Here is a 26,814-nt window from a genome sequence, read left to right on the forward strand (position 1 = left end):
TCACCGCCGCGCCGGGGAGAGGGCCGGCTTCCGGGTGGCGGTCAGCCGGTCGACGAGGCCGTAGTCGACGGCCTGCTGTGCCGTGAGGATCGTGTCGCGTTCGAGGTCCTGGCTGACACGCTCGCGGGGCCGGCCGGTGTGGCGTGCGTACAGCTCCTCCAGCAATGCGCGGGTGCGCGCCATCTCCCGTGCCTGGATCTCCAGGTCGTCGGCCTGCCCGTGCACGGGTTCGTGCAGCGACGGCTGGTGGATGAGGATGCGCGCGCCCGGCAGCGCGAGCCGCTTGCCGGGGGTCCCGGCCGCCAGCAGCACGGAGGCGGCCGAGGCCGCCTGCCCCATGCACACGGTCTCGATGTCGCAGCTGACGAACCGCATCGTGTCGTAGACCGCGGTCATCGCCGTGAACGAGCCGCCCGGTGAGTTGATGTACAGCGAGATGTCCTGGTCCGGTGCGGCGTGTTCGAGGTGGATGAACTGCGCCATCACGTCGTTGGCGGAGGTGTCGTCGATCGCGCTGCCCAGAAAGACGATCCGCTCCTGGAGCAGCTTCGCGTACGGGTCCATCGTCCGCGTCCCGCTGCTGGTGCGCTCGGTGAACTCCGGCAGGACGTACCGGGCTGTCGGTGCTGGTGGCTGGTTCCGCATGGCGTCGCACTCCACTCTCACGCGAGAAACGTACAGGTTGTACAGAACGTACGTTGAGCAGCGTGCCATGAACGGGCTCCAACGGCCCCCTGTCCAGGGCGCATTCCGCTGCGGGCGAAGCGCCGGGGCCGGTCCTCGGGGTCGGCCCGCCTGGCGGCACACTGCCCCGGACTTCCGCACACGCGCGCTGACCTGCGGTTCTGTGGGCGGCCCTAGAATGGCCGGATGGCTTACGAGATTCCGGTGACGCAGGCGAGGGCCGAACTGGCGGAGCTGATCAATCGGGTCGTCTACGGCGAGGAGCGGGTGGTGGTCACCCGGCACGGGAAGCCGCTCGCGGCGCTGGTCTCGGCCGCGGACCTGGAGCGTCTGGAGGCCGCCGACCGGGATCAGCAGGCGCCGGAGGAGATCGTCAGCACCGTCTCCGGGATCCGGGAGGCCGGTGGTGCGGTGCCCGGGGAGGCGCGGCGGTTCGGCATCGCCGCGGAGCACCGTGGCCCGGCCGCCGGAGACCGGCGGCCGGGCCAGGAGCGGTGAGCCCGTACGGGCAGTGGATCAGGAGCTGAGCTCCCGGGCCCAGCCGGTCAGGAACTGAGCTCCCAGACGGCGTGGGCGATCGCGTCGCTGTGCAGGTCGAGTGCCTTCTCGTCGACGTTCGAGGTGTCGTCGCAGGCCGAGTGGTAGCACGGGTCGTACGGCTGGCCCGCCGTGCCGCCCCACTTGTCCGCCTGCGCCTGGGTCTTGCGCTCGCCCGCGCCGGTGAAGGTGCCGCCGACGGTGACGCCCGCGCTCTTGAACGAGGCGTGGTCGCTGCGCCCGTTGGTCTCCTCGGACGCCTCCGTCTCGATGCCCTTCGAGCTGAACCAGTCGGCGAAGACCGACTCGACGGCGGCGTCGTCCTCGTAGACGAAGTGGCCCGCGTTGGGTGAGCCGATCATGTCGAAGTTCAGATAGGTGTCGATCCTGCCGAGTTCGCCCTCCGAGAGGCTGTCGACATAGTGGCCCGAGCCGACCAGCCCGCGTTCCTCCGCTCCCCACCAGGCGAACCGGAGGTGCTTGGCGGGCTTGAGGTCCGCGGCGGAGACGGCCAGCGCGGTCTCCAGTATCCCGGCGGAACCCGAACCGTTGTCGTTGATGCCGGGTCCGGAGCGGACCGAGTCCAGATGGGCGCCGGTCATCAGGGTCGACCCGGTGTCGCCCCCGGGCCAGTCGGCGATCAGGTTGTAGCCGGTCTCCCCGCCGCTGGTGAACTCCTGGACGGTGGTCTCGAACCCGGCGGCGTCCAGCTTCGTGCGTATGTGGTCCAGCGAGGCCCGGTAGCCGGGGCTGCCGTGGGCCCGGTTGCCGCCGTTGGCCTCGGCGACCGACTGCAGGTCCTGGAGGTCCTGCCGGACGGCGGAGACGTCGATGTCGGGTGCCTCGGCCGCGCGTGCTGCGGCGGCGTCGGGAGTGGCCAGTGCCGTCCCGTCGGCCGCGCCGAGCAGGGCGAGTGCCAGCGCGGCGCTCGCCGCGGCGGCGAGGGCGGCACGGTGCTGCGGTCTGCGGTGTCCGCGTATCACTGTGACTCCGATGTGTGGGGGTGTGGGGGACCGCCGAGTCGGCGGGGTGTCGCCCGGAGCGGCGACACGAAGTGGTGCGGTATGACGTGGACATGAGGTTCAGGGGGAGGTGTCGCCTCCGTCAAGAGCGCATATCGGACAGAGCGTTGCGGAAGCCGGAGGATGTGGGTCCTCCCCGTCCGCGGAGTCGGCGTCACGCTGCTCGCGTCGTGGCAGGTGCAAGCGCCGACCGCAAGGCTCCCGCTCGGTCCGGGCGGAGTCGGCTCGGCCCTGCTCTCCGCAGGTCGACGCGGCGGACGAGGGGCCGGGGCGCGAGCACCGCCGAAGCGAGCCGCGGCCGGGGAGTTGACGGAGGCGAAGTGGCTTAACGCCGTTGAAACAGCCCGGCCGTACTCTCCGGATCCATCGGCGGCACACAAACGTATGTGTGATACACCTACCGGGCGTGGTCGTCGCCGCGAGTGACCAGGGCGTTCCCGGGCCCGGTGACGACGGTGAGGTGGAGACAATGCGATTGACCCCGCACGAACAGGAGCGGCTGCTCATCCACGTCGCGGCCGACGTCGCCCGGCGACGCCGGGAGCGCGGACTGCGGCTGAACCACCCCGAGTCCGTCGCGCTCATCACGGCGCACGTGCTCGAGGGCGCCCGCGACGGCCGGAGCGTCGCCGAACTCATGGAGTCCGGACGCACGGTCCTCACCCGCGAGGACGTCATGGACGGCATCCCGGAGATGCTGCACGACGTCCAGGTCGAGGCGACGTTCCCGGACGGCACCAAACTCGTCACCGTGCACGACCCTGTGTCCTGACCGCTCCTGACCGCGCGAGGAGTCGCCACACCATGATCCCCGGAGAGATCCGGTTCGCCGAGGAACCGGTACCCCTCAACGCAGGCGCCGAGACCACCCGGCTGACCGTGCTCAACGCCGCCGACCGGCCCGTCCAGGTCGGCTCCCACTACCACTTCGCCGAGGCCAACCCCGGGCTGGAGTTCGACCGGGAGGCCGCCTGGGGCAGGCGCCTCGGCATCGCCGCGGGCACCGCCGTCCGCTTCGAACCCGGCATCCCCGTCGAGGTCGACCTCGTGCCCATCGGGGGCCGGCGGATCGTCGCCGGACTGCGCTCGACCGCGGGAGGCACCCTCGATGCGTGAACTCTCCCGTGCGGCCTACGCCGACCTGTTCGGCCCCACCACCGGCGACCGCGTACGGCTCGCCGACACCTCGCTCCTCGTCGAGATCGAGGACGATCTGTGCGGCGGCCCCGGACGCGCCGGCGACGAGGCGGTCTTCGGCGGCGGCAAGGTGATCCGCGAGTCCATGGGCCAGGCCCTCACCACCCGGGCCGAGGGCGCTCCCGACACCGTGATCACCGGTGCGCTCGTCCTCGACCACTGGGGCATCGTGAAGGCCGACGTCGGAATCCGCGACGGGCGGATCGCCGCCCTGGGCAAGGCCGGCAACCCCGACACCATGGACGGCGGTCCACCCTGACCTGGTCATCGGCCCCGAAACCGAGATCATCGCGGGCAACGGCAGGATCCTCACCGCCGGCGCCATCGACGCGCACGTCCACTTCATCTGCCCGCAGCTCGCCGACGAGGCGCTCGCCGCCGGAATCACCACGCTCGTCGGCGGCGGCACCGGACCGGCCGAGGGCTCCAAGGCCACCACCGTCACCCCGGGCGCCTGGCACACCGCCCGCACCCTGGAGGGCATGGACGGGCTGCCGGTCAACGTCGGGCTGCTCGGCAAGGGAAACACTGTCTCGCGCGCCGCCATGCGCGCCCAACTCCGCGGCGGAGCCGTCGGATTCAAGATCCACGAGGACTGGGGTGCCACCCCCGCCGCCATCGACGCCTGCCTGTCGGTCTGCGACGAGACCGGCGCCCAGGTCGCCATCCACACCGACACCCTCAACGAGGCCGGGTTCGTCGGCGACACCCTCGCCGCGATCGGCGGACGCGGCATCCACGCCTACCACACCGAGGGCGCGGGCGGCGGGCACGCGCCGGACATCATCACCGTGGTCGCCGAGCCCAACGTGCTGCCCTCCTCCACCAATCCGACCCGGCCGCACACCGTCAACACCATCGAGGAGCACCTCGACATGCTGATGGTCTGCCACCACCTCAACCCGGCCGTCCCCGAGGACCTCGCGTTCGCCGAGTCCCGCATCCGGCCCAGCACCATCGCCGCCGAGGACACGCTCCACGACCTCGGCGCCATCTCGATCATCTCCTCCGACGCGCAGGCGATGGGCCGCATCGGCGAAGTGGTGCTGCGCACCTGGCAGACGGCGCATGTGATGAAGGAGCGGTACGGCGCCCTCGCGGGCGACACCCGCGCCGACAACCTGCGCGCCCGCCGCTACGTGGCCAAGTACACGATCAACCCCGCGGTCGCGCAGGGCATGGACGCGGAGATCGGCTCCGTCGAGCCGGGCAAGCTTGCCGACCTGGTGCTGTGGGACCCGGCCTTCTTCGGGGTCAAGCCGCAACTCGTCCTCAAGAGCGGGCAGATCGCCTCCGCGCAGCTGGGGGACGCCAACGCCTCCATCCCCACCCCGCAGCCGGTGCTGCCCCGGCGGATGTTCGGCGGGACGGGACGCGCTCCCGGTGCGAACTCCGTGAACTTCGTGACACAGACCGCCCTGGACGACGGGCTGCCGGACCGGCTTCCCCTCGCGAAGCGGTTCGTCGCGGTCCGCGACACCCGGCCCGTCACCAAGGCCGACATGCGGCAGAACGACGCCCGCCCGGACGTGCGCGTCGACCCGGACACCTTCACCGTCACCATCGACGGCACCCTGGTCGAGCCGGCACCTGCCGCGTCCCTGCCCATGGCCCAGCGCTACTTCCTGTTCTGACCCGTGGACCGTCCCGCCGCCAGCCCCGGCGGGGGCGGCACCGGCGCCGCCGGCGCACCGCATTCCCGTCCCCGCGCCGCCGGAACGCCGGGGAAACCGACAACAGGGAGCCGCGCCGAGCGGCGTCCCCCGGAACACAAGTGGAGGTCTGCGGGATGAGCGCTGCTGCCGCATTGCTGGTGCTCGCCGACGGCAGATTCCCCGCAGGAGGGCACGCACACTCCGGCGGGGCAGAGGCAGCCGTACGGGCCGGACGGGTGCGCAGCGCGTCCGGCCTGGCGGAGTTCTGCCGCGGCCGGCTGCACACCACCGGTCTGACCGCAGCGGCCCTGGCCGCTGCCGCCGCTGCCGGGCAGGATCCGCTCGCGCTGGACGAGGCGGCCGACGCGCGCACCCCCTCCCCGGCGCTGCGCCGCACCGCCCGCAGACTGGGCCGCCAGCTGATGCGTACGGCCCGGGCGACCTGGCCCGGGCCGGACCTGGACGCGCTGGCCGCCGCCCGCCCCAAGGGCGCGCACCAGCCGGTCGTGCTCGGGCTCGCCGCCCGCTCGGCGGGGCTCGGGCCCCTGGAGGCGGCGCATGCCGCCGCATACGAGAGCATCAGCTCCCCGGCGACCGCGGTGGTCCGGCTGCTCAGCCTCGACCCGCTGGAGGCGACCGCGGTCCTGGCCCGGCTCGCGCCCGCCGCGGACGAGGTGGCCCGGCGCGCCGAGGCCGCCGCCCAGGGGCCGGTCGAGGAGCTGCCCGCCGCCTCCGGGCCGCTGCTGGAGATCACCGCCGAGCAGCACGCCGCCTGGCAGGTCCGGCTCTTCGCCTCCTGACCCCGGCAGCCTTCCGTACCTCCCTCACTTCTCATACCTCCCGTACCCCCGACCCCGCCCGCCCGACAGCCGTCGGCGGCCGAACACCGATCCCCGGTCACCGCAGACCGGTCACCGAGCCCAGGAGGAGCCCGTGCATCTCGATCACGCCACACCCGGTCCCGAGCGGCACACCGCCTCGGCGACCCTGCCCGACGGCCGCCACCGCGCCCTGCGCGTGGGACTCGGCGGACCGGTGGGCTCGGGCAAGACCGCCACTGTCGCGGCGCTGTGCCGCGCGCTGCGCGACCGGTTCTCGCTCGCCGTCGTCACCAACGACATCTACACCAGGGAGGACGCCGCCTTCCTCCTCCGCGAGGCCGTGCTGCCGCCGGAGCGGATCACCGCGGTGGAGACCGGAGCCTGCCCGCACACGGCGATCCGGGACGACATCTCCGCCAACCTGGAAGCCGTCGAGGACCTGGAGGACGCGGTCGGCCCGCTGGACCTGGTGCTCGTCGAGTCCGGGGGCGACAATCTCACCGCCACCTTCTCCAAGGGCCTGGTCGATGTGCAGATCTTCGTCATCGACGTCGCGGGTGGTGACGACATCCCCCGCAAGGGCGGTCCGGGTGTCACCACCGCCGATCTGCTGGTCGTCAACAAGACCGACCTCGCGCCGTACGTCGGCTCCGACCTGGCGGGCATGGCGCGGGACGCCGAGCGGCAGCGCGGTGGGCTGCCCGTGCTCTTCCAGTCGCTGCGCACCGAGCCCGGTGTGCTGCCGCTGGCGGACTGGGTGCGCGAGCAGCGCGCCGCCTGGACGGCGGCGGAACCGGCGTCCGCCGCGGGCTCGGCATGAGGGTGGCCCCGGCCGAAGCCGCAGTCGGGTCCGGATCCGGGTCCGCCGCGAGCGTCAGCGCCCGCGCCCGGATCACGGCGGTACCCGACGGACGCGGCGGCACCGCACTTCCGCTGCTCAGCGGGGCCGGTCCCCTCGCGCCGCGCCGCACCCGCTCGGCCGACCCGGCCGCAGCGCGGGTCACGCTGGTCGGTGCGATGAGCGCGCCGCTGAGCGGGGACCGACTGGCCCTGGAGGTCCGCGCCGAGGCGGGCGCGGCGCTGCGGGTGGACGGCAGCGCCGCCACCCTCGCGCTGCCGGGCCGGACGACCGAGCCCGCCCGCTACGACGTCCGGCTCGAGGTGGGGGAGGGGGGCCGACTCCGCTGGCTGCCCGAGCAGTTGGTCTCCGTTCGCGGCAGCGTGCTGCGCCAGCACCTGCGGGCCGAAGTGGCGCGGGGAGGGCGCCTGGTGGTGCGGGACGAACAGGTGCTGGGCCGCGCGGGGGAGGAGCCAGGACGGCTCGGCAGCCGTCTCACCGTGCGGTACGGCGCACGCCCGCTGTTCGACCAGGAGCTGGACCTGGGGCCGGGGGCTCCGGGCTGGGACGGCGGCGCCGTCCTGGGCGGACACCGGGCGGTGGGCCAACTCCTCCTGGTGGGCGCGGAGAAGGCGGACGAGCAGCGGCTCCTGGCCTGGAATCCGGGGGAGTCGGCGGTCGTCACCCCGCTGGCGGGGCCCGCGCTGCTGGTCACCGCGGTCGCTCTGGACGCGCTGCGGCTGCGCCGGGTCCTCGATACCGCACTGACGTTCACTTCTTGGTAAAGAACGATCCGGCGCCCTGTCCCCTGCCGCCGACGAGGATGAAGGATCCCCTCTGAAGACCACCACCGTGGTCGCCCATCACTGTCGTGGTCAACGACCACCGCCGTCACTGTCGGCAGTACCCGGAGGGGAACACGTGAACAGACGGAAGGCGGCCATAGCCGCCGCCGGCACCATCGCCGCCGGAGCCCTCACCGCCGGGCTCATATCCGTGCCGTCCGCCGTCGCGGAGGGCAGCAGCGGGCCGCAGGCTCGCTCGAAGCACTCGGGCGCCGCCGAGGCGCGCGGTGTCAAGAAGGCCGCGGCCCGGGCCGCCCGCGCCGGTATCGACTGGAAGGACTGCCCCGCTGACTGGGGCATCAGGGACGGCGTCCAGTGCGGCTGGGTCACCGTTCCCCTCGACTACGCCAAGCCGAACGGCAAGAAGATCCGGCTCGCCGTCGACCGGGCCCGCAGCACCGGCGGCAAGGCGAAGCGGCAGGGCTCCCTCGTCTACAACCCGGGCGGCCCCGGCGGCTCGGGGCTGTACTTCCCGGCCCGGATCCCGGACAAGAACCCGCTGTGGGCGAAGGCCGCCGGTGCCTACGACTTCGTGGGCTTCGACCCGCGCGGTGTCGGGCACTCGGCGCCCATCTCCTGCGCCGACCCGCAGGAGTGGGTCAAGGCACCCAAGGCGGACCCGGTCCCGGACAGCGAGGCCGACAAGCGGGCCCAGCGCAAGCTCGCCAAGGAGTACGCCGACGGCTGCCAGGAGCGCAGCGGTGAGCTGCTGCCGCAGCTCACGACGCCCAACGCCGCCCGCGACCTGGACGTGATCCGCGCCGCGCTCGGCGACAAGAAGCTCAACTACCTCGGCGTCTCCTACGGCACCTACATGGGCGCCGTCTACGCCGAGCTCTTCCCCCGCCACATCCGTAGGATGATCACCGACAGCATCGTCAACCCGTCGCGGCGCAAGATCTGGTACGACGTCAACCTCGACCAGGACGTGGCCTTCCAGACCCGCTGGAACGACTGGAAGAAGTGGGTGGCCGAGCACGACGACGTCTACGGTATCGGCTCGACGCCCCGGAAGGTCGAGGCGGCGTGGCGGGAGCTGCGCGCCACCGCCAAGAAGCACCCCATCGGCGGGAAGGTCGGCCCGGCCGAACTGCTCGGCGTCTTCCAGAGCGCGCCGTACTACGACTCCGCCTGGGCCCGGGTGGCCGCGGTGTGGTCGGCCTACCGCAACGGCGACGAGCAGCCGCTGATCGACGCCGGAGCGCCGGACATGTCGGATGTCGCGGGCAACAAGGCGAGCGAGAACGGCAACGCCGTCTACAACGCCGTCGAGTGCAACGACGCCAAGTGGCCGAGCAGGTGGCGGACCTGGGACCGGGACAACACCCGGCTGCACGCGAAGTACCCTTTCCTCACCTGGGCCAACGCCTGGATGAACTATCCGTGCGCCGTCTGGCCGGTCAAGCAGCACCGGCCGCTGGAGATCCGCGCCAGGACCTCCTACCCGGTGCTGATGGTCCAGGCCACCCGGGACGCCGCCACGCCCTACCCGGGCGGTGTCGAGCTGCACAAGCGGCTCAAGGGCTCCCGCCTGATCACCGAGAAGGGCGCGGGTTCGCACGGCATCACCAACCTGAAGAACCCCTGCATCAACGAGCGCGTCGACGCCTACCTCCTGAAGGGAACCGTCGACCGCAAGGATGTGACCTGCGCTCCGCATGCGACCCCGGAGCCGGTCAAGTCCCCCGCCAAGGCGGCGGCGAAGGCCGAGGCCGCGGCAGTGCCCACGATGGTGCCCTGAGGAATCCGGGCGCCGGCGCCGGGGCGGTCCGCCGTTGACGGCGTGTTCGACAGCCTGACCCCGCGTGCGGGCCGGGCCGGAATTGAGATCCGGCCGGGCCCGCACCGGCGTCGCCGCGACCTCACCCAATCCCCGCGCCGCCGCGCCGGGGTCCGGAGCTCAGCGCTGCCGGCCGCTCCCGGGCTGCTTGCCGCGGGCCCCTTCTCCTGCCTGCGCCGCCTTCGCGTCGGGGGCGTACATGTCCACGTACTCCTGGCCGGAGAGCTGCATGATCTCGTGAATGATCTCGTCGGTCACCGCCCGCAGGACCGCCCGCTCCTGCTCCATTCCGGCGAACCGCGAGAAGTCCAGCGGCTCCCCGAACCTGATGGTCACCCGTCCCATGCGGGGCAGCTTGCGACCCGGCGGCTGGAGTTCGAAGGTGCCCACCATGGCGCAGGGGATCACCTTCACCCCGGCGCCGAGCGCCATCGCCGCCACCCCGACCCGGCCCTTGTAGAGCCGTCCGTCGTGGGAGCGGGTGCCCTCGGGATAGATGCCGAGCAACTCGCCCTTGCCCAGCACCCCCAGTCCCTCGTCGATGGCCGCCTGCCCGGCGCCCTTTCCGGAGCGGTCGACCGGGATCTGGCCCACACTGTGGAAGAACGCGGCGGTCAGCCGACCCTTGAGCCCCGGCCCGGTGAAGTACTCGGCCTTGGCCAGGAAGGTGATCCGGCGACGGAGGATCGCCGGCATCACGAAGTGGTCGGAGACGGACAGGTGGTTCCCCGCGACGATCGCGGGCCCTTCGTCGGGCACGTTCTCCAGGCCCTCGATCCGGGGCCGGAACACGAGCCGCAGCAGCGGCCCCAGCAGCACGTACTTCAGTACGTAGTAGAACAAGGGGTCACCTCTGACTCTGCCGGCCCGGCGCGGCGGGGGTCTTCCGTGGGCCGGACCGGTCTGCGGGGGAGTCGGGGCGCAGCGCGGCTGACCGTCCGCGACCGTATCCGATCGGACTCATACTGACTCCCCACCGACTCTTCTGACTGACGATCAGTTGGTGTGATCGGGACGATCGTAGCGCCTGCCGAAGCAGGCGTCCGGTCAACGCCGATGCCGCGGAACGGCACCTCACCACCGAAGCCGCGCCGAAGCCGTGCCGGTGGCCCCCTGGGGCCCACGTCCCCTCGGGGCCCCAGGCCGAGCCCTCCGCTCCGGGACGATTCAGCGGGGCCCGGGAACGGGTCCGCAGAGCCGGCCCAGCTCTGTGGTCAGGCGGCCGGAGAACTCCTCCGGCCGGTCGCTGAGGTAGAAGTGGCCGCCGGGGAAGACCTGGAGAGAGATCTCCCCGTCCGCCTGTTCGCGCCACGCCTCCGCCTCGGCGACGGAGACGCGGGGGTCGGCGTCCCCGACGAAGACGCTCAGCGGACACCGGAGCGGGGGGCCGGGCGCCATGCGGTAGGTCTCGATCGCCCGGTAGTCGGCCCGGAGGGCGGGCAGGAACATCCCGCGGATCTCCGGATCGTCCAGCAGCGAGTCGTCCGTGCCGCTCAGCCGGCGGATCTCGGCGACGAGACCCGCGTCGTCGCGCTGATGGACGGTCTCCGTGCGCTGCAGGGAAGGCGCCCGGCGGCCGGAGACGATCAGCCCCAGCGGCGACCCGGCTCCCGACCGCTCCCGGCGCCGCGCCACCTCGAAGGCGAGAGTCGCACCCATGCTGTGTCCGAACAGCACCAGGGGCATGGCGGGCTCCTGCCGCAGCACCTCGCAGACGGCGTCGACCAACTCGTCCACCGAGGTGAGGCACGGCTCGGCCAGCCGGTCCTGGCGCCCCGGATACTGCACGGCGTACGCCTCGACGGTGTCCGGCAGGGACTTCAGGAGAGGGAAGAAGAAGCCGGCCGAACCTCCGGCGTGCGGGAAGCAGATCAGCCGGGTACGGGCGTTCGGTGCGGCGGCCATACGGCGCAGCCAGCGGTCGAGGCCGCCGGCGCGCGGACCGCGGGAGGAGGTGTGGCCGGTCGCGTCGCCGGACGCCGTGGTCATACGCACTCCGTCGGAAGGTGTGGATGTCATGGACAGCTCGGAAGACCTCGCCTCCCAGCCTAGAGGGCGTGGGCAACCAGAGTGCACGGGAGGGGAGTTGTGGCCGCCGACGGGCGGCACCGGGCAGTCCGGGCCGCCGGCGCTCCGGGGCGTGTCCGAAATCCGCCGCAGGCAGGCCGGACATCGCCGCCGGCCGGCCGGACCTCTGTGTTCCGGTCCGGGTGGCCCCGCCCGGGCCTCCCGTCGGACGTGAGCCTCACGGACGCCGTCGGTCGAGGCCCGCCGGGCCGGACCCGAGCGCTCCTCCTCCCGCGGCGCCACCGCCGTCCGGGCCGGGCCGGGCGAAGTTCTCCAACGCGTGCTTGATGTCGCCGAGCACATCCGCCGCCTCGGCCCCGTCGATCACCCGGTGGTCGAAGGTGAGGGAGAGCGGCAGCACGGGCGCCGCGGTCACCGCGCCACCGCGCACCACCGGACGGTCGGCGACCGCGCCCAGGCCGAGGGTGACCGTGGTGCCGCCGACCGAGTGGAACCAGGTGAGGGGCCGGTGTCCCAGGGAGGTGACGGAGAACGTGCCGGTGGTGGCGAGGCGGCGGCGCAGCGGCCGCGTTCCCGCCCGGTAGACGAGCCGCCCCAGCGGCGCCGGCAGCCGTCGCAGGATGCGCACCCCGGCGAACTCCGGCAGCGTGTCCGGGTCGCCGTCGCGCAAGCGAGCCGTGCTGCGGGCGATGTCCGGCAGGCCCATCAGGTGCACGTCCGGCAGCACCGCCGAGAGGACCACGCGGCGCCCGCCTGTCCTCTTGTCCAGCGCCAGCTTCGCGGCCACCGTGTCGTAGTGGGCGATACGGGGCCGAAGGCCGCCGCGGAGCGCGGCGTTCGCCTCGGGATGCGCGGCCAGCACCCGCGCGGCCGCGTACAGCACATAGGCGACGGTCGAGGGTCCGCCGCCCTGCTCCCCGGCCGTCCGCCGGTGGTGCCGCACGGCGGTCATGTCGACCTCCGCTCCCAGGAAGACCGGGGCGCAGGCACGGATCCCCCGCAAGAAGTACGCGGTGTGCCGCCGCTCCCGGGGAAAGGGCTCCGCTCTCACTTCCCGGCTCCCGTCATGGTCGCTGGTCCCTTCGGCCCGAGGCTCCGGGCGCCAGCATCCCCGTCGGGGCTACAGCCGCCCTCGGCCCGGGCTCGGCAAGCGGGGGCGGCTCCGCCGGGCTCCCACCCGGTGGTCCGCGCGGCGGCGAGGTGGCGGCACGGCCGGAGCGGACCGGTGCACGGCGACCGTCCCGCCGTGCGCCGTGCGCCGTGCGCCGTGCGCCGTGCGCCGTGCGCCGTGCGCCGTGCGCCGCGCGCAGCGGGGTGCGGTTGCGGCGGGTGCCGAAGCGCCATTCGGACCTGGGACTTTCATGCTTAGGGGGCGTGCCGCCCGCCACCGGGGCGGGTGGCGTGGTGTCGCCGGGCGCGGGCGCCTAGTCTCGGCGACGCTGTTCCCGGGCGAAGGGGCGGACGCGCGTGCGAACGCGGTCGACCGGCACGCGTACCGTCCGGTCGGTGGAAAGGGGCGTCCCGTGGCTGTCTACGTCTACGGGCTGGTCGCCGCCTGCTTCCTCGGCCTGGGCTTCGTGCTGCAACAGGACGCCGCCGCCCGCGCACCCACCGCCGATGTGCTCTCCTTCCGGCTGCTCCTGGACCTGGTGCGGGTTCCGCGCTGGCTGCTGGGCATCGGCAGCATGGTGGTCGGCCAGCTCACCAGCGCGTTCGCGTTGATGAAGGGGCATCTGTCGACGGTCGAGCCGCTGCTGGCCACGAATCTGCTCTTCGCGATGCTGTTCGCGCGGCGGCTGAGCAGCCAGCGGTTGGGCTGGTCGGGCTGGGCCGGGGTGGTGCTGCTCAGCGGGGGAGTGACCGCGTTCATCGTGGCCGGCCGGCCGGAGGGCACCGAGTACCAGGCCAGTGCCCTGCGCCACTGGCTGGTGTTCGGCAACCTCGCCGGGATCGCGCTCGTCCTGGTGCTCATCGCGCGGCATCTCGAACTCTTCAAGGAGCCGCCGCTGCTGGCGGCCGCAGCCGGGGCGCTCTACGGCCTGCAGGACGCCCTGACCCGGGTCGTCGGCGACATCTACAGCGCTTCGGGGGCGGTCGGTGTGCTGCTGAGCTGGCAGGGCTACGCCATCGTCGGACTGGCCGTGATCGGGCTGGTGCTCGTGCAGAGCGCCTTCGAGGGCGGTCCGCTGCGGATGTCGCTGCCGTCCCTCACGGCGGCCGAGCCGCTGGCCGGGATCGCCTGCGGGATCGGCTTCCTGGGGGACTCCATCCGGCTCACGCCGGGTGCGCTGGCCGGCGAGGTGATCGGGCTGCTGGCGGTGGTCGTCGGGGTCTTCATTCTGGGGCGCCACCCGGTGCTGCCGTCCGGGAAGCAGCACGACCCCGAGGCGGGCGACGCGGCCGGAGCGCGCGGAAGCGGGCGGCGGCAGGCCGGCGGCTGACGACTTCTCCTCCGGTCCCGCCCGGCGGCCCGGGGGCCGGCTCGGCACCACCGCGGGCCGGCACGGATTCCGGGCGCCGAGGCATAGGTGTCCGCTCGGCGGGGGACCCGCAGGTGCGCACGCCATGGACCACGGAGACGACGAAGGGACGTGAGGCACGTGCGAGTGGCCTTTCTCGTCGCGCCCGAGGGCGCTGAGCAGATCGAGCTGACCGACCCGTGGGAGGCCGTCGAGCAGGCGGGCGGCACACCGGTCCTGCTCTCCATCCGCGGAGAGGCCGTCCAGGCGTTCAATCACCTGGACCGGGCCGACACCTTCCCCGTCGACCAGCTCGTCTCCCAGGCCGATCCGACCCGCTTCGACGGGCTGGTGCTGCCCGGCGGCGTCGCCAATCCGGACCTGCTGCGCACCGACAAGAACGCCGTCGGGTTCGTGCGGGGGTTCTTTGACGCGGGGCTGCCCGTGGCCGCGATCTGCCACGCCCCCTGGACCCTGATCGAGGCCGACGTGGTGCGCGGGCGCACCCTGACCTCGTACCCAAGCCTGCGCACCGACATCCGCAACGCGGGCGGTACCTGGGTCGACGAGCAGGTCAAGGTCTGCGACGGCGGCGCCAACAAGCTGATCACCAGCCGCAAGCCGGACGACCTCAAGGCGTTCGACAACGCGCTGCTGGCCGAGTTCGCCGCCGGGGGCTGACCGGCGGCTGCTCGCCGCCGCCCGCGACGGCGGGCGGCGACGGACGGTCGGCCCCTGTGACGTAGCGGCCGGGCCCGCACCCTGCCGGCAGGGTGCGGGCCCGGCCTTTCACTCGATTCACCTGTCCCGGAGCCGGGACGGCCCGGCTCGCGCGTCCGGACGGGTTGTGATCCGGGCACGGCCCGCACCCTGTGCGCCCCCGTCGGGCCTGCCCTGCTGTCAGCCGACGGGCGGCCCGGCTCGGCCAGGGCAGCCCTCGGCCCGGCCGCGGTCTCCGCCGCCGCGGCCCCGGCTCAGTCCCGGGTCGCGAACACCCCCAGGGTGACCAGTCCCAGCACCACCCAGCAGAACCACAGCCATCCGCTGCTCCCCAGCGCCGCGGTGTAGGCCGTCACCACCACCAGGCCCACGACCGTGCACACGGTCATCGCCTTCGTGGACACCGGCATCCGCGTCAACCCAGCCATGACAACCGTCCTCCTCCCGGCGGCCCCGGGATGCACGGCGCGCACGCACAGGGGCCGCGGCCGACCTCCATCGTCACCCGTTCGGGGCCCTGTGCGCCACCGCGCACCCGGGACGGCCGGCCGCACCCCCTCCCGTCCCCCCGGGCAGGGGAATCCAGGCGCGGAGTGGAATCCAGGCACGGGGTCCGCGAGGCGGCGTCCCGGAGCCCGCGGGGTCGGCCGCGGAGCCCGCGCGGTCAGCCCTTTGTCTGCAGCGCGGCGAGGTACGCGTTGTAGGCCGCCAGCTCCTTGTCGCCGTCCCGGTCGGCCCGGCGGTCACGGCGGCGGGCCTGCCGCTGCTCCGTGACGTACCACTGGAAGACCAGCGCGATCAGCACCAGCACCGAGGGGATCTCGCTGAACGCCCACGCGATCCCACCGGCCGCGTTCTGGTCCGCGAGGGCGCTGACCCCCAGCGAGGCGGGCGGGTCCGCGTAGGTCTCCGTCATCGGTTCGGAGGCCATCATCAGCGCGATCCCGAAGAAGGCGTGGAACGGCATCCCCGCGAACAGCTCCAGCATCCGCATCACGTACCCCGGCCGGTGCGGGCCCGGGTCGACCCCCATGATCGGCCAGAAGAAGACCAGCCCCACGGCGAGGAAGTGCACCATCATCGCGATGTGCCCGACCATGGAGCCCATCAGCAGGTCGAACAGCGGGGTGAAGTAGAGCCCGTACAGGCTGGCGATGAACAGCGGGATGGTGAACGCGGGATGGGAGATCACCCGTACGTAGTGGCTGTGCAGGAGGGCCACCAGCACCTCCCGGGGGCCCCGGCGCATCCCCTGGCTGCGGGCCGCCGAGGGCAGGGCGCGCAGCGCGAGCGTGACGGGCGCGCCCAGCAGCAGCAGGATCGGCGAGAGCATGCTGATCACCATGTGCTGCACCATGTGCACGCTGAAGAGCACCATGCCGTAGTCGTTGAGCCCCGTGCACATCACCAGCGCCACGGTCGCCACACCCGTCACGAAGCCCACCGTGCGGCTCACCGGCCAGGCGTCGCCGCGGCGGCGCAGCCGCAGCACACCCCAGCCGTAGAGCGCGAGCGCGAGCAGGCAGCCGACCAGGAAGAAGGGCTCACCCGTGAACTCCAGGCCCCGCGCCACCGTGAACGGTGGCAGGTCCATCGTCATGCCGTGCTCGCCGTGATCCATCCGAACTCTCCCGCAACCGACCGATAAGCCCGCACCAGACTAGAACCGCCCGTGCCGGCCGCCCGCACGGGGGCGGCCGGCACGGGCGGGTCGGCACCGCTTTCCGGCCGGACGGCGCCGGAGGCGGGTCAGGCGGGCTGGGTCGCCGCGGCGATCCGCTCCTGGCGCAGTGCCTCGTACCAGGTGTCGTCGGTCGGTGGCAGCGCGTTCACGTCGAGCGACAGCTTGATCAGCAGATCGGCGATCTGCGGATTGCGGGCCAGCACCGGACCGTGCAGGTACGTCCCGAAGACGGTGTCCCGCCAGGCGCCCTCCGTCCCGTCGCCGGTCCCGTTGCCGTGGCCGAGCTGCACCCGGGCGAGCGGGCGCACCCCGGGGCCGAGGTGGGTGACGCCCTGGTGGTTCTCGAAACCGGTGAGCTGGGGGAGGCGCAGCTGCTCGTCCGCGTCGCCCAGGACGTCGCCCACGCACCGCTCGGCCTCGCCGCGGCCGCTGACCACGTCCAGCAGCCCGAGCCCCGCGGAGCGCTCCCCGAGGTCGTTGACGAACTCGTGGCCCATGATCTGGTAGCCGGCGCACACCGCGAAGACGATGGCGCCGTTGTCCACGGCCCGGTTCAGCCCGCCGTCCCGCAGCAGCCGCTCGGACGCCAGCCGCTGCGGACGGTCCTCACCGCCGCCGATCAGATAGATGTCGCCGGACGTCGGGATCGGCTGGTCGGAACGGACGTCCAGCCGCTGGACGTCCAGTCCGCGCTGCCGGGCCCGCCGCTCCACCACGAGCGCGTTGCCCTGGTCGCCGTACGTGCTCAGCAGGTCCGGGTAGACCCATACCAGACGCAGACTCGTGTCACTCATGCCGCCAGTCTCCTTGAGCGGGTCGAATGGGTCGGGCGCGCGAGGGCCCGAATCCCCAAGATACGGGTGATCAGTTGCCGACGGCGCGCCGCAGGTCCTGGAACGCGGTGTAGTTCGCGATCGTCTCGATCCGCCCTGGCGGGCAGCGGCGCACCGCGTCCTCGGGGCTCTCGCACACCTGGAAGTCCACACCCGCGACCTCCAGCCGGACCGCGAGGTCGAGCTTGCGGTCGCCGATGACGCAGATCGGGTGCCCGGCCAGCCGCCCGTAGTCGACGTCCCACAGCCACGAGGTGTCGGTCCCGTCGGCGCTGCGCGCGTTCACCGAGAGGATCACCGGGGTGGGCGGCGGGTCGATCAGTGAGAAGGTCTCCAGCCAGCCGGCGGGGTTCTTGGCCAGCAGCAGCCGCATGTCCCGGCCCTGGTACTGCACCACGTCGTACCGTCCCGCGACGGCCTTGACGGCGTACATCCGCTCCAGCGCGACCTGCGGGGGTACCCCGAAGGCGGCGGCCACGGCCGCGGAGGTGGCGGCGTTCGCCTTGTTGGCGCGGCCCGGGAGCTGGAGGTGGATGGGCCAGGCGGCACCGTGCGGGTCCAGGACGTGGTCGCCGGAGAGCGCCCAGGTCGGCGTCGGGCGGCGGAATCCGCACTCGGCGCAGAACCAGTCGTCGCCGGGACGCTGCATCACTCCGCCGCACGCCGGGCAGGACCAGGCGTCGTCCTTCCACTCCTGGCCCGCGGCGACCCACACCACATTGGGTGAGGAGGAGGCGGCCCAGACCACCAGCGGGTCGTCCGCGTTGGCGATGATCACCGCCTGCTGCCCCGAGAGGCCCTCGCGCCAGCGCTCGGCGAGCATCCGGGTCTCACCGGCCCGGTCGAGCTGGTCACGCGAGAGGTTCAGCAGCGCCATGGCCTTGGGGGTGACGTCCTTGGCCACACCGGACAGATACTTCTCGTCCACCTCGATGACGCCGTAGCGGGCGCTGGAGCCGCCGGCCAGTGCCGAGGTGATACCGGCAGGCATGTTGGCGCCCAGCGCGTTGGAGACCACCTCGCCGTTGGCGCGCAACGCCTCGGCGATCAGCCGGGTGGTCGTCGTCTTGCCGTTGGTGGCGGACACCAGGATCACGTCCAGGTGGTGGGCGAGCCGCTGCAGCAGGTCGGGGTCGAGTCTGAGCGCTACCTTGCCGCCGATCACCGACCCGCTGCCGCGGCCCGCAGCCCGCGACACCGCCGCGGCCGCCTTGCCCGCCGTCACGGCCAGCCGGGACCGCGGCGACAGCGGCTCCGTGTTGCCTGCCATGTGTGTGAACCTCCTTGCCCCTCGCGTAGAAGAGAAGCCTACCGAGATCCGGCCGCACCCCTGACCGCGCCACCCTGGGAAGATCGGCACCGCGGGCTCCGGCGTAGGCTGGCGGGCATGCGACGCGGCCCCATCCCCGGCAGTACGGGCGCGGTGCATCCGCTGCGCACCTACGGTGACCCGGTGCTGCACGCCCCCGGCCGCCCGGTGGACGGGGACGCCCGCCGGTCGCTGCCCGCGCTGGTGGAGGACCTGTACGCATCGATGTACGCGGCCCGCGGAGTCGGGCTGGCCGCCTGCCAGATCGGGGTGCCGCTGCGGGTGTTCGTCTACGACTGCCCCGACGACGAGGACCTCCGCCACCGGGGCCATGTGGTCAATCCGCGGCTGGTGCGGGCCGAGGGGGTGACCGTGCGCGGTCCCGAGGGCTGCCTCTCGCTGCCCGGCCTGGAGGCCCGCACGCCGCGCGCCGACCTGGCCGTCGTCGAGGGCGAGGATCTGACCGGGGCGCCGGTGCGGATCGAGGGGACCGGCTACTTCGCGCGCTGCCTCCAGCACGAGTGCGATCACCTGGAGGGCCGCGTCTACACCGAGCGGCTCATCGGACCGGCCCGGCGCCGTACGCTGCGGGCGGTGCGCAGGGCACCGTGGTCGCGCCCGGCTCCGGAGGAACCGGGCGCCGGCTGACGGCCGTCGCACAGGGCTCCGTGCCGTCCGGAGCGGCGCGGCACCCTCCCGGAGCGGGGGCGGCCGTGCGGCTGTCAGAACCGGGCGCCTCCCACCCGGTCGCCCGCCGCGGCCAGCCTGCCCCACAGCAGATCGGCCAGGTGCCGCACCAGCAGGGCCCGGTCGCAGGGCTTCTCGCGCAGCCACCAGTCCCCGGCGGCGTGCATCATGCCGACGATGCCGTGTCCCCACACCCGGGCCAGTCCCTCGCTCCCCGGACCCAGGTCGAGCCGCTCGGCGATCACCTCGCCCAGCTCCTCGCCCAGTTGCCGCAGCAGCGGGGCCGAGTGCTGGCCCACGTCGAACCCCCGCTCGCCGCCGGACGAGCTGCCCTCGGCCGGATGCATCAGGAACCGGTAGACCTGAGGATGTGCCTCGATGGCGGACAGATAGGTGTCCAGAGTGGCCTCGACGCGCTCGCGCCGCTCCCGGGGCGCGTCCAGCGCGGCCCGCAGCGAGCTCAGCAATGCCTCGGTGTGCCGGGAGGCGAGCGCGCGGTAGAGGCCGCCCTTGTCGCCGAAGTGCCGGTAGAGGATGGGCTTGGTGATGCCTGCCTCGGCCGCGATCGCGTTCATGGAGGCCCCGGGGCCTTCGCGGAGCACGACCCGCTCGGCGGCCTCCAGCAGCTCCCGGCGGCGCTGCCCGGTGTGCTCTGCCCGGGGGTCCCGGTCGGACCGGTCGGTCCGGTCGGACCGGTCTGTCGGTGTCGTCCCCATGGTGCTTCTCCCCGCCCCTGTCCGCTGCTCCTGCCGCGCCGAAACGTAACACCCTCACGTGCACGGATGCGGTGGGTGAGCGGGAGTTGACAGGGTCTACTCGCGGGTAACAGACTGCGGATTACCGATGGTAACGAACCTCTACAGGCGGAGGACCCCGACGATGGCCGAGACCGAGTTCGCCCTGGATCTCAACGACGACCAGAAGGAAGTCCGCGACTGGCTCCACGGATTCGCCGCCGACGTGATGCGCCCCGCGGCCGCCGAGTGGGACGAACGCGAGGAGACCCCCTGGCCGATCATCCAGGAGGCGGCCAAGATCGGCCTCTACTCGCTCGACTTCTACGCCCAGCAGTACTTCGACCCCACCGGCCTCGGCATCCCCATGGCGATGGAGGAGCTGTTCTGGGGCGACGCGGGCATCGCGCTCTCCATCGTCGGCACCGGCCTCGCCGCGGTCGGCGTGCTCGCCAACGGCACCGAGGAGCAGATCGGAACCTGGGTGCCGCAGATGTACGGCGACGCCGCGGACGTGAAGGTCGCCGCCTTCTGCTCGTCCGAGCCGGACGCGGGATCGGACGTGGCCGCCATGCGCACCCGCGCCAAGTACGACGAGGCCACCGACGAGTGGGTGCTCGACGGCACCAAGACCTGGGCGACCAACGGTGGCATCGCCAACGTCCACGTGGTGGTCGCCAGCGTCGACCCCGAGCTCGGCTCCAAGGGGCACGCCTCCTTCATCGTCCCGCCCGGCACCCCCGGACTCTCGCAGGGCCAGAAGTTCAAGAAGCACGGCATCCGCGCCTCGCACACCGCCGAAGTCGTCCTCGACGGCGTCCGCGTGCCCGGCCACTGCCTCCTCGGAGGCAAGGAGAAGCTCGACGAGCGCCTCGCCCGCGCCCGCGAGCGGGCCAGGAAGGGCAGCGGCGAGCGGGTCAAGAACGCGGCCATGGCCACCTTCGAGGCGTCCCGCCCCGCGGTCGGCGCCATGGCGGTCGGCACCGCGCGCGCCGCCTACGAGGTCGCGCTCGACTACGCCAGGACGCGGGAGCAGTTCGGCCGCCCGATCATCGACAACCAGGGCGTCGCCTTCCAGCTCGCCGACATGCGCACCAGCATCGACGCCGCCCGGCTCCTGGTGTGGCGCGCGTCCTGGATGGGGGTGACGGGCCGCAGGTTCGAGTCCGCCGAGGGCTCCATGTCCAAACTGTTCGCCAGCGAGACGGCCAAGAAGGTGACGGCGCAGGCCGTCCAGCTCCTCGGGGGCAACGGCTACACCCGCGAGTACCCGGTCGAGCGGATGCACCGGGACGCGGCCATCTATTCGATCTTCGAAGGCACCAGCGAGATCCAGCGCCTGGTCATCGCCCGCACCCTCGCGGGCATGCCCATCCGCTGACCCGCCGCCGTTCCGGCCCGCCCCCGGGCCCGCGGAGGAGCGGCGGGTGAGGCGCCTGCCGGGGCCCAGGTCGCAGCCGGGGCCCCGGCCGCCCCGGCCTCGTCCTCGGCCACGCCGCCGCCACCCCCTCGGTTGCGGAGGGCGTCGCGGTGCTCGCCGGGCTGCTGCCCGCCGCCGGGGCGGGGCGCGGCGTCTGAGGGGTCAGATGCCGGGCCGGTGGCGCAGCGGGTGGTCGGCCGGGATCTGCACCAGGACCAGCCGGTGCCCGTCCGGGTCGGCGATCCACATCTCGATCAGGCCCCAGGGCTCCTGGACGGGCGGGCGCAGGATCTCCGCGCCCGCCGCGCGCAGCTCCTCGTGCGCCCCGGCCGCGTCGGCGACCTGGAGCCAGAGCTGGAGGGCGGGCTGCGGCTCTCCGGAGGTCTCCGTGCGGCGTCCGGAGACCTCCAGGAAGCCGCCGCCCAGGAAGTAGACGGTGCCCCGCTCCGGTCCGGTACCGAACTCGCGGGCGATCTCCAGGCCGAGCGTCCGCCCGTAGAAGGCCCGCGACCGGTCCGGATCGGTGGGCCGCAGCAGTACCCGGCTGCTCAGTACATGCACCATGCCCGCACTCTAGTTCCGCGGCGCTCCGGTTAGAGTCGGCGGACATGAGCGACACGGCACAGCGGGGCGAGCTGCCCCTGACCTTCCGGCACGCGGCCGAGGCGGACATCCCGGCGCTGACCGCACTCGTGGAATCCGCCTACCGGGGCGAGGCGAGCCGGGCGGGCTGGACCACCGAGGCCGATCTGCTCGACGGGCAGCGCACCGACGCGGAGGGGGTCGCCGCGGTCGTCCGCGACCCGAAGAGCATTCTGCTGGCCGTCGAGCGGGACGGCGCTCTCGTCGCCTGCTGCCAGCTCGAACACCGCGGTACGGAGGCGTATTTCGGCATGTTCGCCGTCAGTCCGCTGCGGCAGGGCGGCGGTGTCGGCCGCGCGGTCCTGGCCGAGGCGGAGCGCACGGTCCGTGCCGAGTGGGGCGCCCAGCGGATGCGGATGCAGGTGATCCGGCAGCGCGAGGAGCTGATCGCCTGGTACGAGCGGCGCGGCTACCGCCGCACCGGCGAGCTGAGCCCCTTCCCCTACGGCGACGAGCGTTTCGGTCTGCCGCAGCGCCCCGACCTGGCCTTCGAGCTGCTGGTCAAGCCGCTGGGGTGAGGCCGGCCCGCGGCGGTGCGGGCCGGGGTCGGCCCGCACGCGGCGGGCCGCGAGGTCAGGAGGCGGCGCCCTCGGGCGCCGGGTCCCCGTACGCTCCGTCGCCGAGCGGGCGCCGGGCAGCCTGCCCGATCGCGGGCAGATCGGTGACGACGCCGTCCAGTCCCAGCTCCCGGGCGCGGGCCAGTTCCGCCTCGGTGTTGACCGTCCAGCTGATCACCTGGATCCCGGCGGCATGCGCCCGCTCGACGATGCCGGCCTCCAGGTGCCGCAGCTCCAGCGAGACCATCCCGGCGCCGAGCTCCCGGGCGCGCTCCGGGGCCGTCGGCGAGGAGCGCCCGGCCACCAGCACCAGCGGCATCTCCGGCAGGTGTTCGCGGGTCTCGCGCAGCGCGTCGGCGTGGAAGGAGATGACGGTCACCCGGTCGTGCAGGTCCCGCTTGCCGATCGTCTCGGCGAGCACCCGTGCCGCGGCCCGGTCCTTGATCTCGGCCTGCAGCGGGCTGGACACCGCGTCCACGACCTCGTCGAAGACCGGCACCCGCTCGCCCCGCCCCGCGTCCAGTCGGCGCAGCTCGGCCAGGGTGAGGCCGCCGATCGGCCCGCTGCCGTCGGTCGTGCGGTCCACGTCCGCGTCGTGCATCACCACCAGTGCGCCGTCGCTGCTCAGATGCAGGTCGAGTTCGAGGACGTCGAGCCCCTCGCGTTCGGCGCGGACGAAGGAGCGCAGCGTGTTCTCGGGCTCGACGCCCATCACTCCGCGGTGTCCGACGGTCAGCAGTGGCACGGCGCGCTCGCTTTCGGCGGGGACGGCGGTGGCCGCCCACCCTAGCGGTCCGCCGCGGAGCGCCGCGGCACCCGCGGGGCAGGCACTGCCCCGACGCCGGCCGCATACTGCGCAGAGCGGTGGGAACTGGGAAAGGCAGCGGCGTCATCGACGTTGCGCCGAAAAAATAGCGGCCTACCCCGGGTTCGTGCAGGATATTCTCCTGCATCCTCCCCTTGAGTGCGGACGCCCGTCCGGATACGGTTCTCCTACGCGAGTTTCTCCTGTGGAGGGGTCAACATGACGGAAATTCTTTCGCCCGCGCCCGCACCGGGCGGTGTTTCGCCGTCCCCGGGCGGAGCTGCCGAAAGTGTGGCCGCGCACCCCGCCTGGTCGGTTCTCAAGACCGCCGTGGCGGCGGTCCGGCCCGCTCAGTCCAAGGACGGCTCGATCGACTTCGACGCCGAGGGTGCTCCCGCCCGTGCGGACGTCCGGGCCGAGCTGGACCGGGTGGTGGCCGCCGTGCAGGAGCTCTCCCCGCTGCTGCCGCACGACGCCGACTACCACCGCGCCCTCGTGGCCGACCTGCGCCGCTGGGCCGACGACGGCTTCGGTGTGCCCGACTTCCTCGACTCGCTGCTCGCCTTCCAGCCCGCGGCCAACCGCGCCGACGGCCTCCAGCACTTGGTCGTCTTCCCCATGTACACGCAGAACGGCAACCCGGACCGGAACCTGGAGGCGGTCGTCCTGCGCATGGTCTGGCCCGACTGGCTGGCCGAGCTGGAGCGCACCCGCTACGACAACCCGCTCTTCTGCGGGATCACCTTCGAGGACTTCACCGCGGGCTACGACACGCACTCCGCCGTGCTCTTCCCGGAGACCATCGCCGTCCGCGAGGCGCCCGAGCGTTTCACCTGGGGCGGCATCTTCTGCGACCGCGAGGCGGCCCGCTTCCGCCGCGTCGTCGAGGCGGCCTGCGAGGTCACCAGCCTGGAGCTGCCCGAGGACGCCCGCGGCCTGCTGGCCGACCAGGAGCGCTGCCAGCAGGCCTTCGTCCTGTGGGACATGGTGCACGACCGCACCCACAGCCACGGCGACCTGCCGTTCGACCCGTTCATGATCAAGCAGCGGCAGCCGTTCTGGATGTACGGCCTGGAAGAGCTGCGCTGCGACCTGACCGCCTTCCACGAGGCGGTCAAGCTCGAGGGCGACGGCCTGCCGCAGGGTCGGGACGTCCAGTACGCGGTCATCCTGGAGCGGCTCTTCCGCTTCCCGGTCACCGGAGCGCGCCAGCGCAACTACGACGGCCTCGGCGGGCAGCTCCTGTTCGCCTACCTCCACCAGCACGACGCGCTGCGCTGGCGGGACAACAAGCTCTCCATCGACTGGGACCTGGCCCGCCGGGTCACCGTCGCGCTGCGCGAGGAGATCGAGGAGCTCTACCGCGCCGGTATCGACCGGCCCAAGATCGTCCACTGGTTCAAGGCGTACGAGCTGGTCTCCCGCTACCTGGCCCCGCACCCCGGCTCCACCTGGGCCAAGGGCCCCGACGCGCTGGATCTGACCCTTCCGCCGCGCAAGCTGGTCGACGAGGTGCTGCCCGACGAGTTTCCGCTCAGCATGTTCTACGAAGCCCTCGCGAAGAAGCTCCGCAGTGTGATCGCATCGACCGAGGGCATCACCGCGCACGGCCCCGTCCGGGCCGCCGCGTGAGCGGGTCGACCCAGGGGCGCAGCGGTGGGCAGGAGCACGAGGAGGCGACGGAGATGACGGACAGCACGACACGGCGCGGGTACGAGGGGAACGGCGAGGGCAGCCTCCAGGGCCGGGTGGTCGCGGTCGCCGGGGCGGCCGGTCCAGCCGGGCAGGCGACGCTGCTGCGGCTCGCGGAGGAGGGCGCCACCGTCGTCGCCTGCGACGCGGACGCGGAGCGCCTCGCCCAGGCCGTGGACGCCGCGCGCTTCGCGCACGGGGGAGCCACCGTCACGGGTGACACCGTCAACCTGCTCAGCCTGGAGGAGACCCGGGCCTGGGCGGACAAGACGGAGAAGGAGTTCGGCCGGATCGACGGCCTGGTGCACCTGGTCGGGGGCTGGCGCGGCTCGTCCTCGTTCGCCGAGACCGACCTGTCCGACTGGGACACCCTGCACAACCTGCTGGTGCGCACGCTCCAGCACACCTCCCTGGCCTTCGAAGGCGCGCTCAAGCGCGCGGGGGACGGCCGGTTCCTGCTGATCAGCGCACTGGGGGCCAGCAAGCCGACCGCCGGCAACGCCGCCTACGCCGCTTCCAAGGCCGCAGCCGAGGCGTGGACGCTGGCGCTCGGTGACTCCTTCCGCAAGGCGGGGGGCGAGAGCGGGCCATCGGCGGCCGCTGTCATCCTGGTGGTCAAGGCGCTGGTGCACGACCAGATGCGGGCCGACCGGCCGAACGCGAAGTTCGCGGGCTTCACGGATGTCGAGGACCTCGCCAAGGCCGTCGCCGACACCTGGAACGAGCCCGCCGAAGAGCTGAACGGAACCCGCCTGTGGCTGACGCCCAACCCCTGAACCGACCCGGCCGTCCCGGGGAGACGCCGGGCACCGACGCCAAGCGCCGCCACGACCCGGAGATCCGCGGTTTCGCCAGCGACAACTACGCGGGCGCGCACCCCGAGATCCTCGCGGCGCTGGCGCTGGCCAACGGCGGGCACCAGTCGGCCTACGGCGCCGACGACTACACCGAGCACCTCCAGACGGTCGTACGCAGCCACTTCGGGCAGCGCGCCGAGGCGTTCCCGGTCTTCAACGGGACCGGTGCCAACGTCGTCGCGCTGCAGGCGGTGACCGACCGCTGGGGTGCCGTGATCTGCGCCGACACCGCGCACATCCACGTCGACGAGTGCGGGGCGCCCGAGCGGGTCGGCGGCCTCAAGCTGCTCACCGTGCCCACGCCGGACGGCAAGCTGACGCCGGAGCTGATCGACCGGGAGGCGTTCGGCTGGGACGACGAGCACCGGGCCATGCCGCAGGTGGTCTCCTTCGCCCAGAACACCGAACTGGGCACGCTCTACACGGTGGAGGAGATCCGCGCACTGTGCGACCACGCGCACGAGCGGGGCATGCTCGTCCACCTCGACGGGGCGCGGATCGCCAACGCGGCGGCGGCGCTGGACGTCCCGATGCGCGCGTTCACCAACGCGGCGGGCGTGGACATCCTCTCCTTCGGCGGCACCAAGAACGGCATGCTCTTCGGCGAGGCCGTCGTGGTGCTGAATCCGGACGCGGTCCGCCACATGAAGCATCTGCGCAAGCTGTCGATGCAGCTCGCCTCCAAGATGCGCTTCATATCGGTGCAGTTGGAGGCCCTGCTCGCGGGCGACCTGTGGTTGCGCAACGCTCGGCACTCCAATGCGATGGCCCAGCGCCTGGCGGCGGGTGTGCGGGAGGTGGCGGGTGTGGAGATCCGCTACCCGGTGCAGGCGAACGCCGTCTTCGCGCGGCTGCCGCACGAGGTGAGCGAACGCCTGCAGAAGCGCTACCGCTTCTACTTCTGGGACGAGGCGGTGGGCGAGGTGCGCTGGATGTGCTCGTTCGACACCACCGAACAGGACGTGGACGGCTTCCTCGCCGCGCTCCGCGAGGAGATGGGGCGTTAGC

General features: G+C 72.9%; 27 protein-coding genes and 1 pseudogene. 16 read left to right on the plus strand and 12 right to left on the minus strand.

Annotated elements, in window-relative coordinates; genetic code table 11:
• Complete coding sequence (locus tag ACFYMO_RS04340) at nucleotides 1-645, minus strand: ATP-dependent Clp protease proteolytic subunit (RefSeq protein WP_366773498.1); 645 nt, start codon at nucleotides 643-645, stop codon at nucleotides 1-3.
• A gap of 225 nt (nucleotides 646-870) precedes the next feature.
• Between ACFYMO_RS04340 and ACFYMO_RS04345 the strand changes: the two genes are divergently transcribed.
• Nucleotides 871-1,182: a type II toxin-antitoxin system Phd/YefM family antitoxin gene (locus ACFYMO_RS04345; protein WP_366773482.1), complete on the plus strand. Its 312-nt coding sequence runs from the start codon at nucleotides 871-873 to the stop codon at nucleotides 1,180-1,182.
• A gap of 47 nt (nucleotides 1,183-1,229) precedes the next feature.
• On the opposite strand, the gene ACFYMO_RS04350 is transcribed toward ACFYMO_RS04345, so the two are convergent.
• Entirely contained in the window at nucleotides 1,230-2,204 is a 975-nt protein-coding gene (locus tag ACFYMO_RS04350; RefSeq protein ID WP_366773483.1) for a M28 family metallopeptidase, read from the minus strand.
• A gap of 508 nt (nucleotides 2,205-2,712) precedes the next feature.
• Here ACFYMO_RS04350 and ACFYMO_RS04355 point away from each other — a divergent pair.
• The 7 genes and pseudogenes from ACFYMO_RS04355 to ACFYMO_RS04385 all read left to right on the plus strand — a co-directional run bounded on the left by ACFYMO_RS04355 (nucleotide 2,713) and on the right by ACFYMO_RS04385 (nucleotide 9,340).
• Nucleotides 2,713-3,015 carry an urease subunit gamma gene (locus ACFYMO_RS04355; RefSeq protein ID WP_366773499.1) on the plus strand — a complete coding sequence of 101 codons (303 nt, stop codon included), beginning with the start codon at nucleotides 2,713-2,715 and terminating at the stop codon, nucleotides 3,013-3,015.
• A gap of 32 nt (nucleotides 3,016-3,047) precedes the next feature.
• On the plus strand, nucleotides 3,048-3,359 hold the full coding sequence (locus ACFYMO_RS04360) for an urease subunit beta (protein ID WP_366773484.1): 312 nt from the start codon (nucleotides 3,048-3,050) through the stop codon (nucleotides 3,357-3,359).
• A pseudogene (locus tag ACFYMO_RS04365) lies at nucleotides 3,352-5,074 on the plus strand (urease subunit alpha). The gene ACFYMO_RS04360 and the pseudogene ACFYMO_RS04365 overlap by 8 nt, the downstream one beginning before the upstream one ends.
• A 155-nt stretch (nucleotides 5,075-5,229) precedes the next feature.
• On the plus strand, nucleotides 5,230-5,895 hold the full coding sequence (locus tag ACFYMO_RS04370) for an urease accessory UreF family protein (RefSeq protein ID WP_366773486.1): 666 nt from the start codon (nucleotides 5,230-5,232) through the stop codon (nucleotides 5,893-5,895).
• 133 nt (nucleotides 5,896-6,028) lie between these two features.
• A complete protein-coding gene (ureG, locus tag ACFYMO_RS04375; RefSeq protein ID WP_366773487.1) occupies nucleotides 6,029-6,736 on the plus strand; it encodes an urease accessory protein UreG in 708 nt (235 codons plus the stop codon).
• Nucleotides 6,733-7,539: an urease accessory protein UreD gene (locus ACFYMO_RS04380; RefSeq protein WP_366773488.1), complete on the plus strand. Its 807-nt coding sequence runs from the start codon at nucleotides 6,733-6,735 to the stop codon at nucleotides 7,537-7,539. Before ureG ends, ACFYMO_RS04380 begins: the two co-directional genes overlap by 4 nt.
• Before the next feature lie 136 nt (nucleotides 7,540-7,675).
• Nucleotides 7,676-9,340 carry an alpha/beta hydrolase gene (locus ACFYMO_RS04385; protein WP_366773489.1) on the plus strand — a complete coding sequence of 555 codons (1,665 nt, stop codon included), beginning with the start codon at nucleotides 7,676-7,678 and terminating at the stop codon, nucleotides 9,338-9,340.
• A 159-nt stretch (nucleotides 9,341-9,499) separates the two neighbouring features.
• On the opposite strand, the gene ACFYMO_RS04390 is transcribed toward ACFYMO_RS04385, so the two are convergent.
• From ACFYMO_RS04390 to ACFYMO_RS04400, 3 genes are all read right to left on the minus strand, one after another.
• Complete coding sequence (locus ACFYMO_RS04390; protein WP_366773490.1) at nucleotides 9,500-10,222, minus strand: lysophospholipid acyltransferase family protein; 723 nt, start codon at nucleotides 10,220-10,222, stop codon at nucleotides 9,500-9,502.
• 324 nt (nucleotides 10,223-10,546) lie between these two features.
• Nucleotides 10,547-11,368: an alpha/beta fold hydrolase gene (locus tag ACFYMO_RS04395; RefSeq protein WP_366773491.1), complete on the minus strand. Its 822-nt coding sequence runs from the start codon at nucleotides 11,366-11,368 to the stop codon at nucleotides 10,547-10,549.
• A gap of 256 nt (nucleotides 11,369-11,624) precedes the next feature.
• A complete protein-coding gene (locus ACFYMO_RS04400; protein WP_366773492.1) occupies nucleotides 11,625-12,458 on the minus strand; it encodes a 2-oxo acid dehydrogenase subunit E2 in 834 nt (277 codons plus the stop codon).
• A 472-nt stretch (nucleotides 12,459-12,930) separates the two neighbouring features.
• Here ACFYMO_RS04400 and ACFYMO_RS04405 point away from each other — a divergent pair, with 472 nt between their 5' ends.
• Both ACFYMO_RS04405 and ACFYMO_RS04410 read left to right on the plus strand, forming a co-directional pair.
• Entirely contained in the window at nucleotides 12,931-13,848 is a 918-nt protein-coding gene (locus tag ACFYMO_RS04405) for a DMT family transporter (protein ID WP_366773493.1), read from the plus strand.
• A 159-nt stretch (nucleotides 13,849-14,007) separates the two neighbouring features.
• The gene (locus ACFYMO_RS04410; protein ID WP_388544622.1) at nucleotides 14,008-14,547 is read left to right on the plus strand and encodes a type 1 glutamine amidotransferase domain-containing protein; all 540 of its coding nucleotides are present in this window, start codon (nucleotides 14,008-14,010) and stop codon (nucleotides 14,545-14,547) included.
• Between the two features lie 293 nt (nucleotides 14,548-14,840).
• On the opposite strand, the gene ACFYMO_RS04415 is transcribed toward ACFYMO_RS04410, so the two are convergent.
• From ACFYMO_RS04415 to ACFYMO_RS04430, 4 genes are all read right to left on the minus strand, one after another.
• The gene (locus tag ACFYMO_RS04415) at nucleotides 14,841-15,014 is read right to left on the minus strand and encodes a hypothetical protein (protein ID WP_158687595.1); all 174 of its coding nucleotides are present in this window, start codon (nucleotides 15,012-15,014) and stop codon (nucleotides 14,841-14,843) included.
• A gap of 236 nt (nucleotides 15,015-15,250) precedes the next feature.
• Nucleotides 15,251-16,207 (minus strand): cytochrome c oxidase assembly protein, encoded by a 957-nt coding sequence (locus ACFYMO_RS04420; protein ID WP_366770150.1) that lies wholly within the window; start codon nucleotides 16,205-16,207, stop codon nucleotides 15,251-15,253.
• A 128-nt stretch (nucleotides 16,208-16,335) separates the two neighbouring features.
• Nucleotides 16,336-17,064 (minus strand): type 1 glutamine amidotransferase, encoded by a 729-nt coding sequence (locus tag ACFYMO_RS04425; RefSeq protein WP_019357313.1) that lies wholly within the window; start codon nucleotides 17,062-17,064, stop codon nucleotides 16,336-16,338.
• Between the two features lie 70 nt (nucleotides 17,065-17,134).
• Complete coding sequence (locus ACFYMO_RS04430) at nucleotides 17,135-18,373, minus strand: MurT ligase domain-containing protein (RefSeq protein WP_366770149.1); 1,239 nt, start codon at nucleotides 18,371-18,373, stop codon at nucleotides 17,135-17,137.
• A 117-nt stretch (nucleotides 18,374-18,490) separates the two neighbouring features.
• Here ACFYMO_RS04430 and def point away from each other — a divergent pair, with 117 nt between their 5' ends.
• Nucleotides 18,491-19,060, plus strand: a complete 570-nt coding sequence (gene def, locus ACFYMO_RS04435; RefSeq protein ID WP_366770148.1) for a peptide deformylase — start codon at nucleotides 18,491-18,493, stop codon at nucleotides 19,058-19,060.
• A 74-nt stretch (nucleotides 19,061-19,134) separates the two neighbouring features.
• On the opposite strand, the gene ACFYMO_RS04440 is transcribed toward def, so the two are convergent.
• On the minus strand, nucleotides 19,135-19,815 hold the full coding sequence (locus tag ACFYMO_RS04440; protein ID WP_366770147.1) for a TetR family transcriptional regulator: 681 nt from the start codon (nucleotides 19,813-19,815) through the stop codon (nucleotides 19,135-19,137).
• A gap of 163 nt (nucleotides 19,816-19,978) precedes the next feature.
• Here ACFYMO_RS04440 and ACFYMO_RS04445 point away from each other — a divergent pair, with 163 nt between their 5' ends.
• The gene (locus ACFYMO_RS04445; RefSeq protein WP_366770146.1) at nucleotides 19,979-21,214 is read left to right on the plus strand and encodes an acyl-CoA dehydrogenase family protein; all 1,236 of its coding nucleotides are present in this window, start codon (nucleotides 19,979-19,981) and stop codon (nucleotides 21,212-21,214) included.
• Between the two features lie 201 nt (nucleotides 21,215-21,415).
• On the opposite strand, the gene ACFYMO_RS04450 is transcribed toward ACFYMO_RS04445, so the two are convergent.
• Nucleotides 21,416-21,817: a VOC family protein gene (locus tag ACFYMO_RS04450; protein ID WP_366770145.1), complete on the minus strand. Its 402-nt coding sequence runs from the start codon at nucleotides 21,815-21,817 to the stop codon at nucleotides 21,416-21,418.
• A 44-nt stretch (nucleotides 21,818-21,861) separates the two neighbouring features.
• Between ACFYMO_RS04450 and ACFYMO_RS04455 the strand changes: the two genes are divergently transcribed.
• Nucleotides 21,862-22,413 (plus strand): GNAT family N-acetyltransferase, encoded by a 552-nt coding sequence (locus ACFYMO_RS04455; RefSeq protein ID WP_366770144.1) that lies wholly within the window; start codon nucleotides 21,862-21,864, stop codon nucleotides 22,411-22,413.
• Between the two features lie 55 nt (nucleotides 22,414-22,468).
• On the opposite strand, the gene ACFYMO_RS04460 is transcribed toward ACFYMO_RS04455, so the two are convergent.
• Nucleotides 22,469-23,197: a glycerophosphodiester phosphodiesterase family protein gene (locus ACFYMO_RS04460; RefSeq protein WP_366770143.1), complete on the minus strand. Its 729-nt coding sequence runs from the start codon at nucleotides 23,195-23,197 to the stop codon at nucleotides 22,469-22,471.
• Nucleotides 23,198-23,476: 279 nt separating this feature from the next.
• Between ACFYMO_RS04460 and ACFYMO_RS04465 the strand changes: the two genes are divergently transcribed.
• The 3 genes from ACFYMO_RS04465 to ACFYMO_RS04475 are packed head-to-tail and all read left to right on the plus strand — an operon-like array spanning nucleotide 23,477 to nucleotide 26,813.
• Complete coding sequence (locus ACFYMO_RS04465; RefSeq protein WP_388544173.1) at nucleotides 23,477-24,889, plus strand: DUF6421 family protein; 1,413 nt, start codon at nucleotides 23,477-23,479, stop codon at nucleotides 24,887-24,889.
• A gap of 53 nt (nucleotides 24,890-24,942) precedes the next feature.
• A complete protein-coding gene (locus ACFYMO_RS04470) occupies nucleotides 24,943-25,725 on the plus strand; it encodes an SDR family NAD(P)-dependent oxidoreductase (protein WP_366770141.1) in 783 nt (260 codons plus the stop codon).
• A complete protein-coding gene (locus ACFYMO_RS04475; protein WP_388544176.1) occupies nucleotides 25,704-26,813 on the plus strand; it encodes a threonine aldolase family protein in 1,110 nt (369 codons plus the stop codon). The genes ACFYMO_RS04470 and ACFYMO_RS04475 overlap by 22 nt, the downstream gene beginning before the upstream one ends.
• The last annotated feature ends 1 nt before the right edge of the window (nucleotide 26,814 follow it).

The organism is Streptomyces sp. NPDC007025 (assembly GCF_042869455.1).
In the GTDB taxonomy this organism is placed as follows: domain Bacteria; phylum Actinomycetota; class Actinomycetes; order Streptomycetales; family Streptomycetaceae; genus Streptomyces.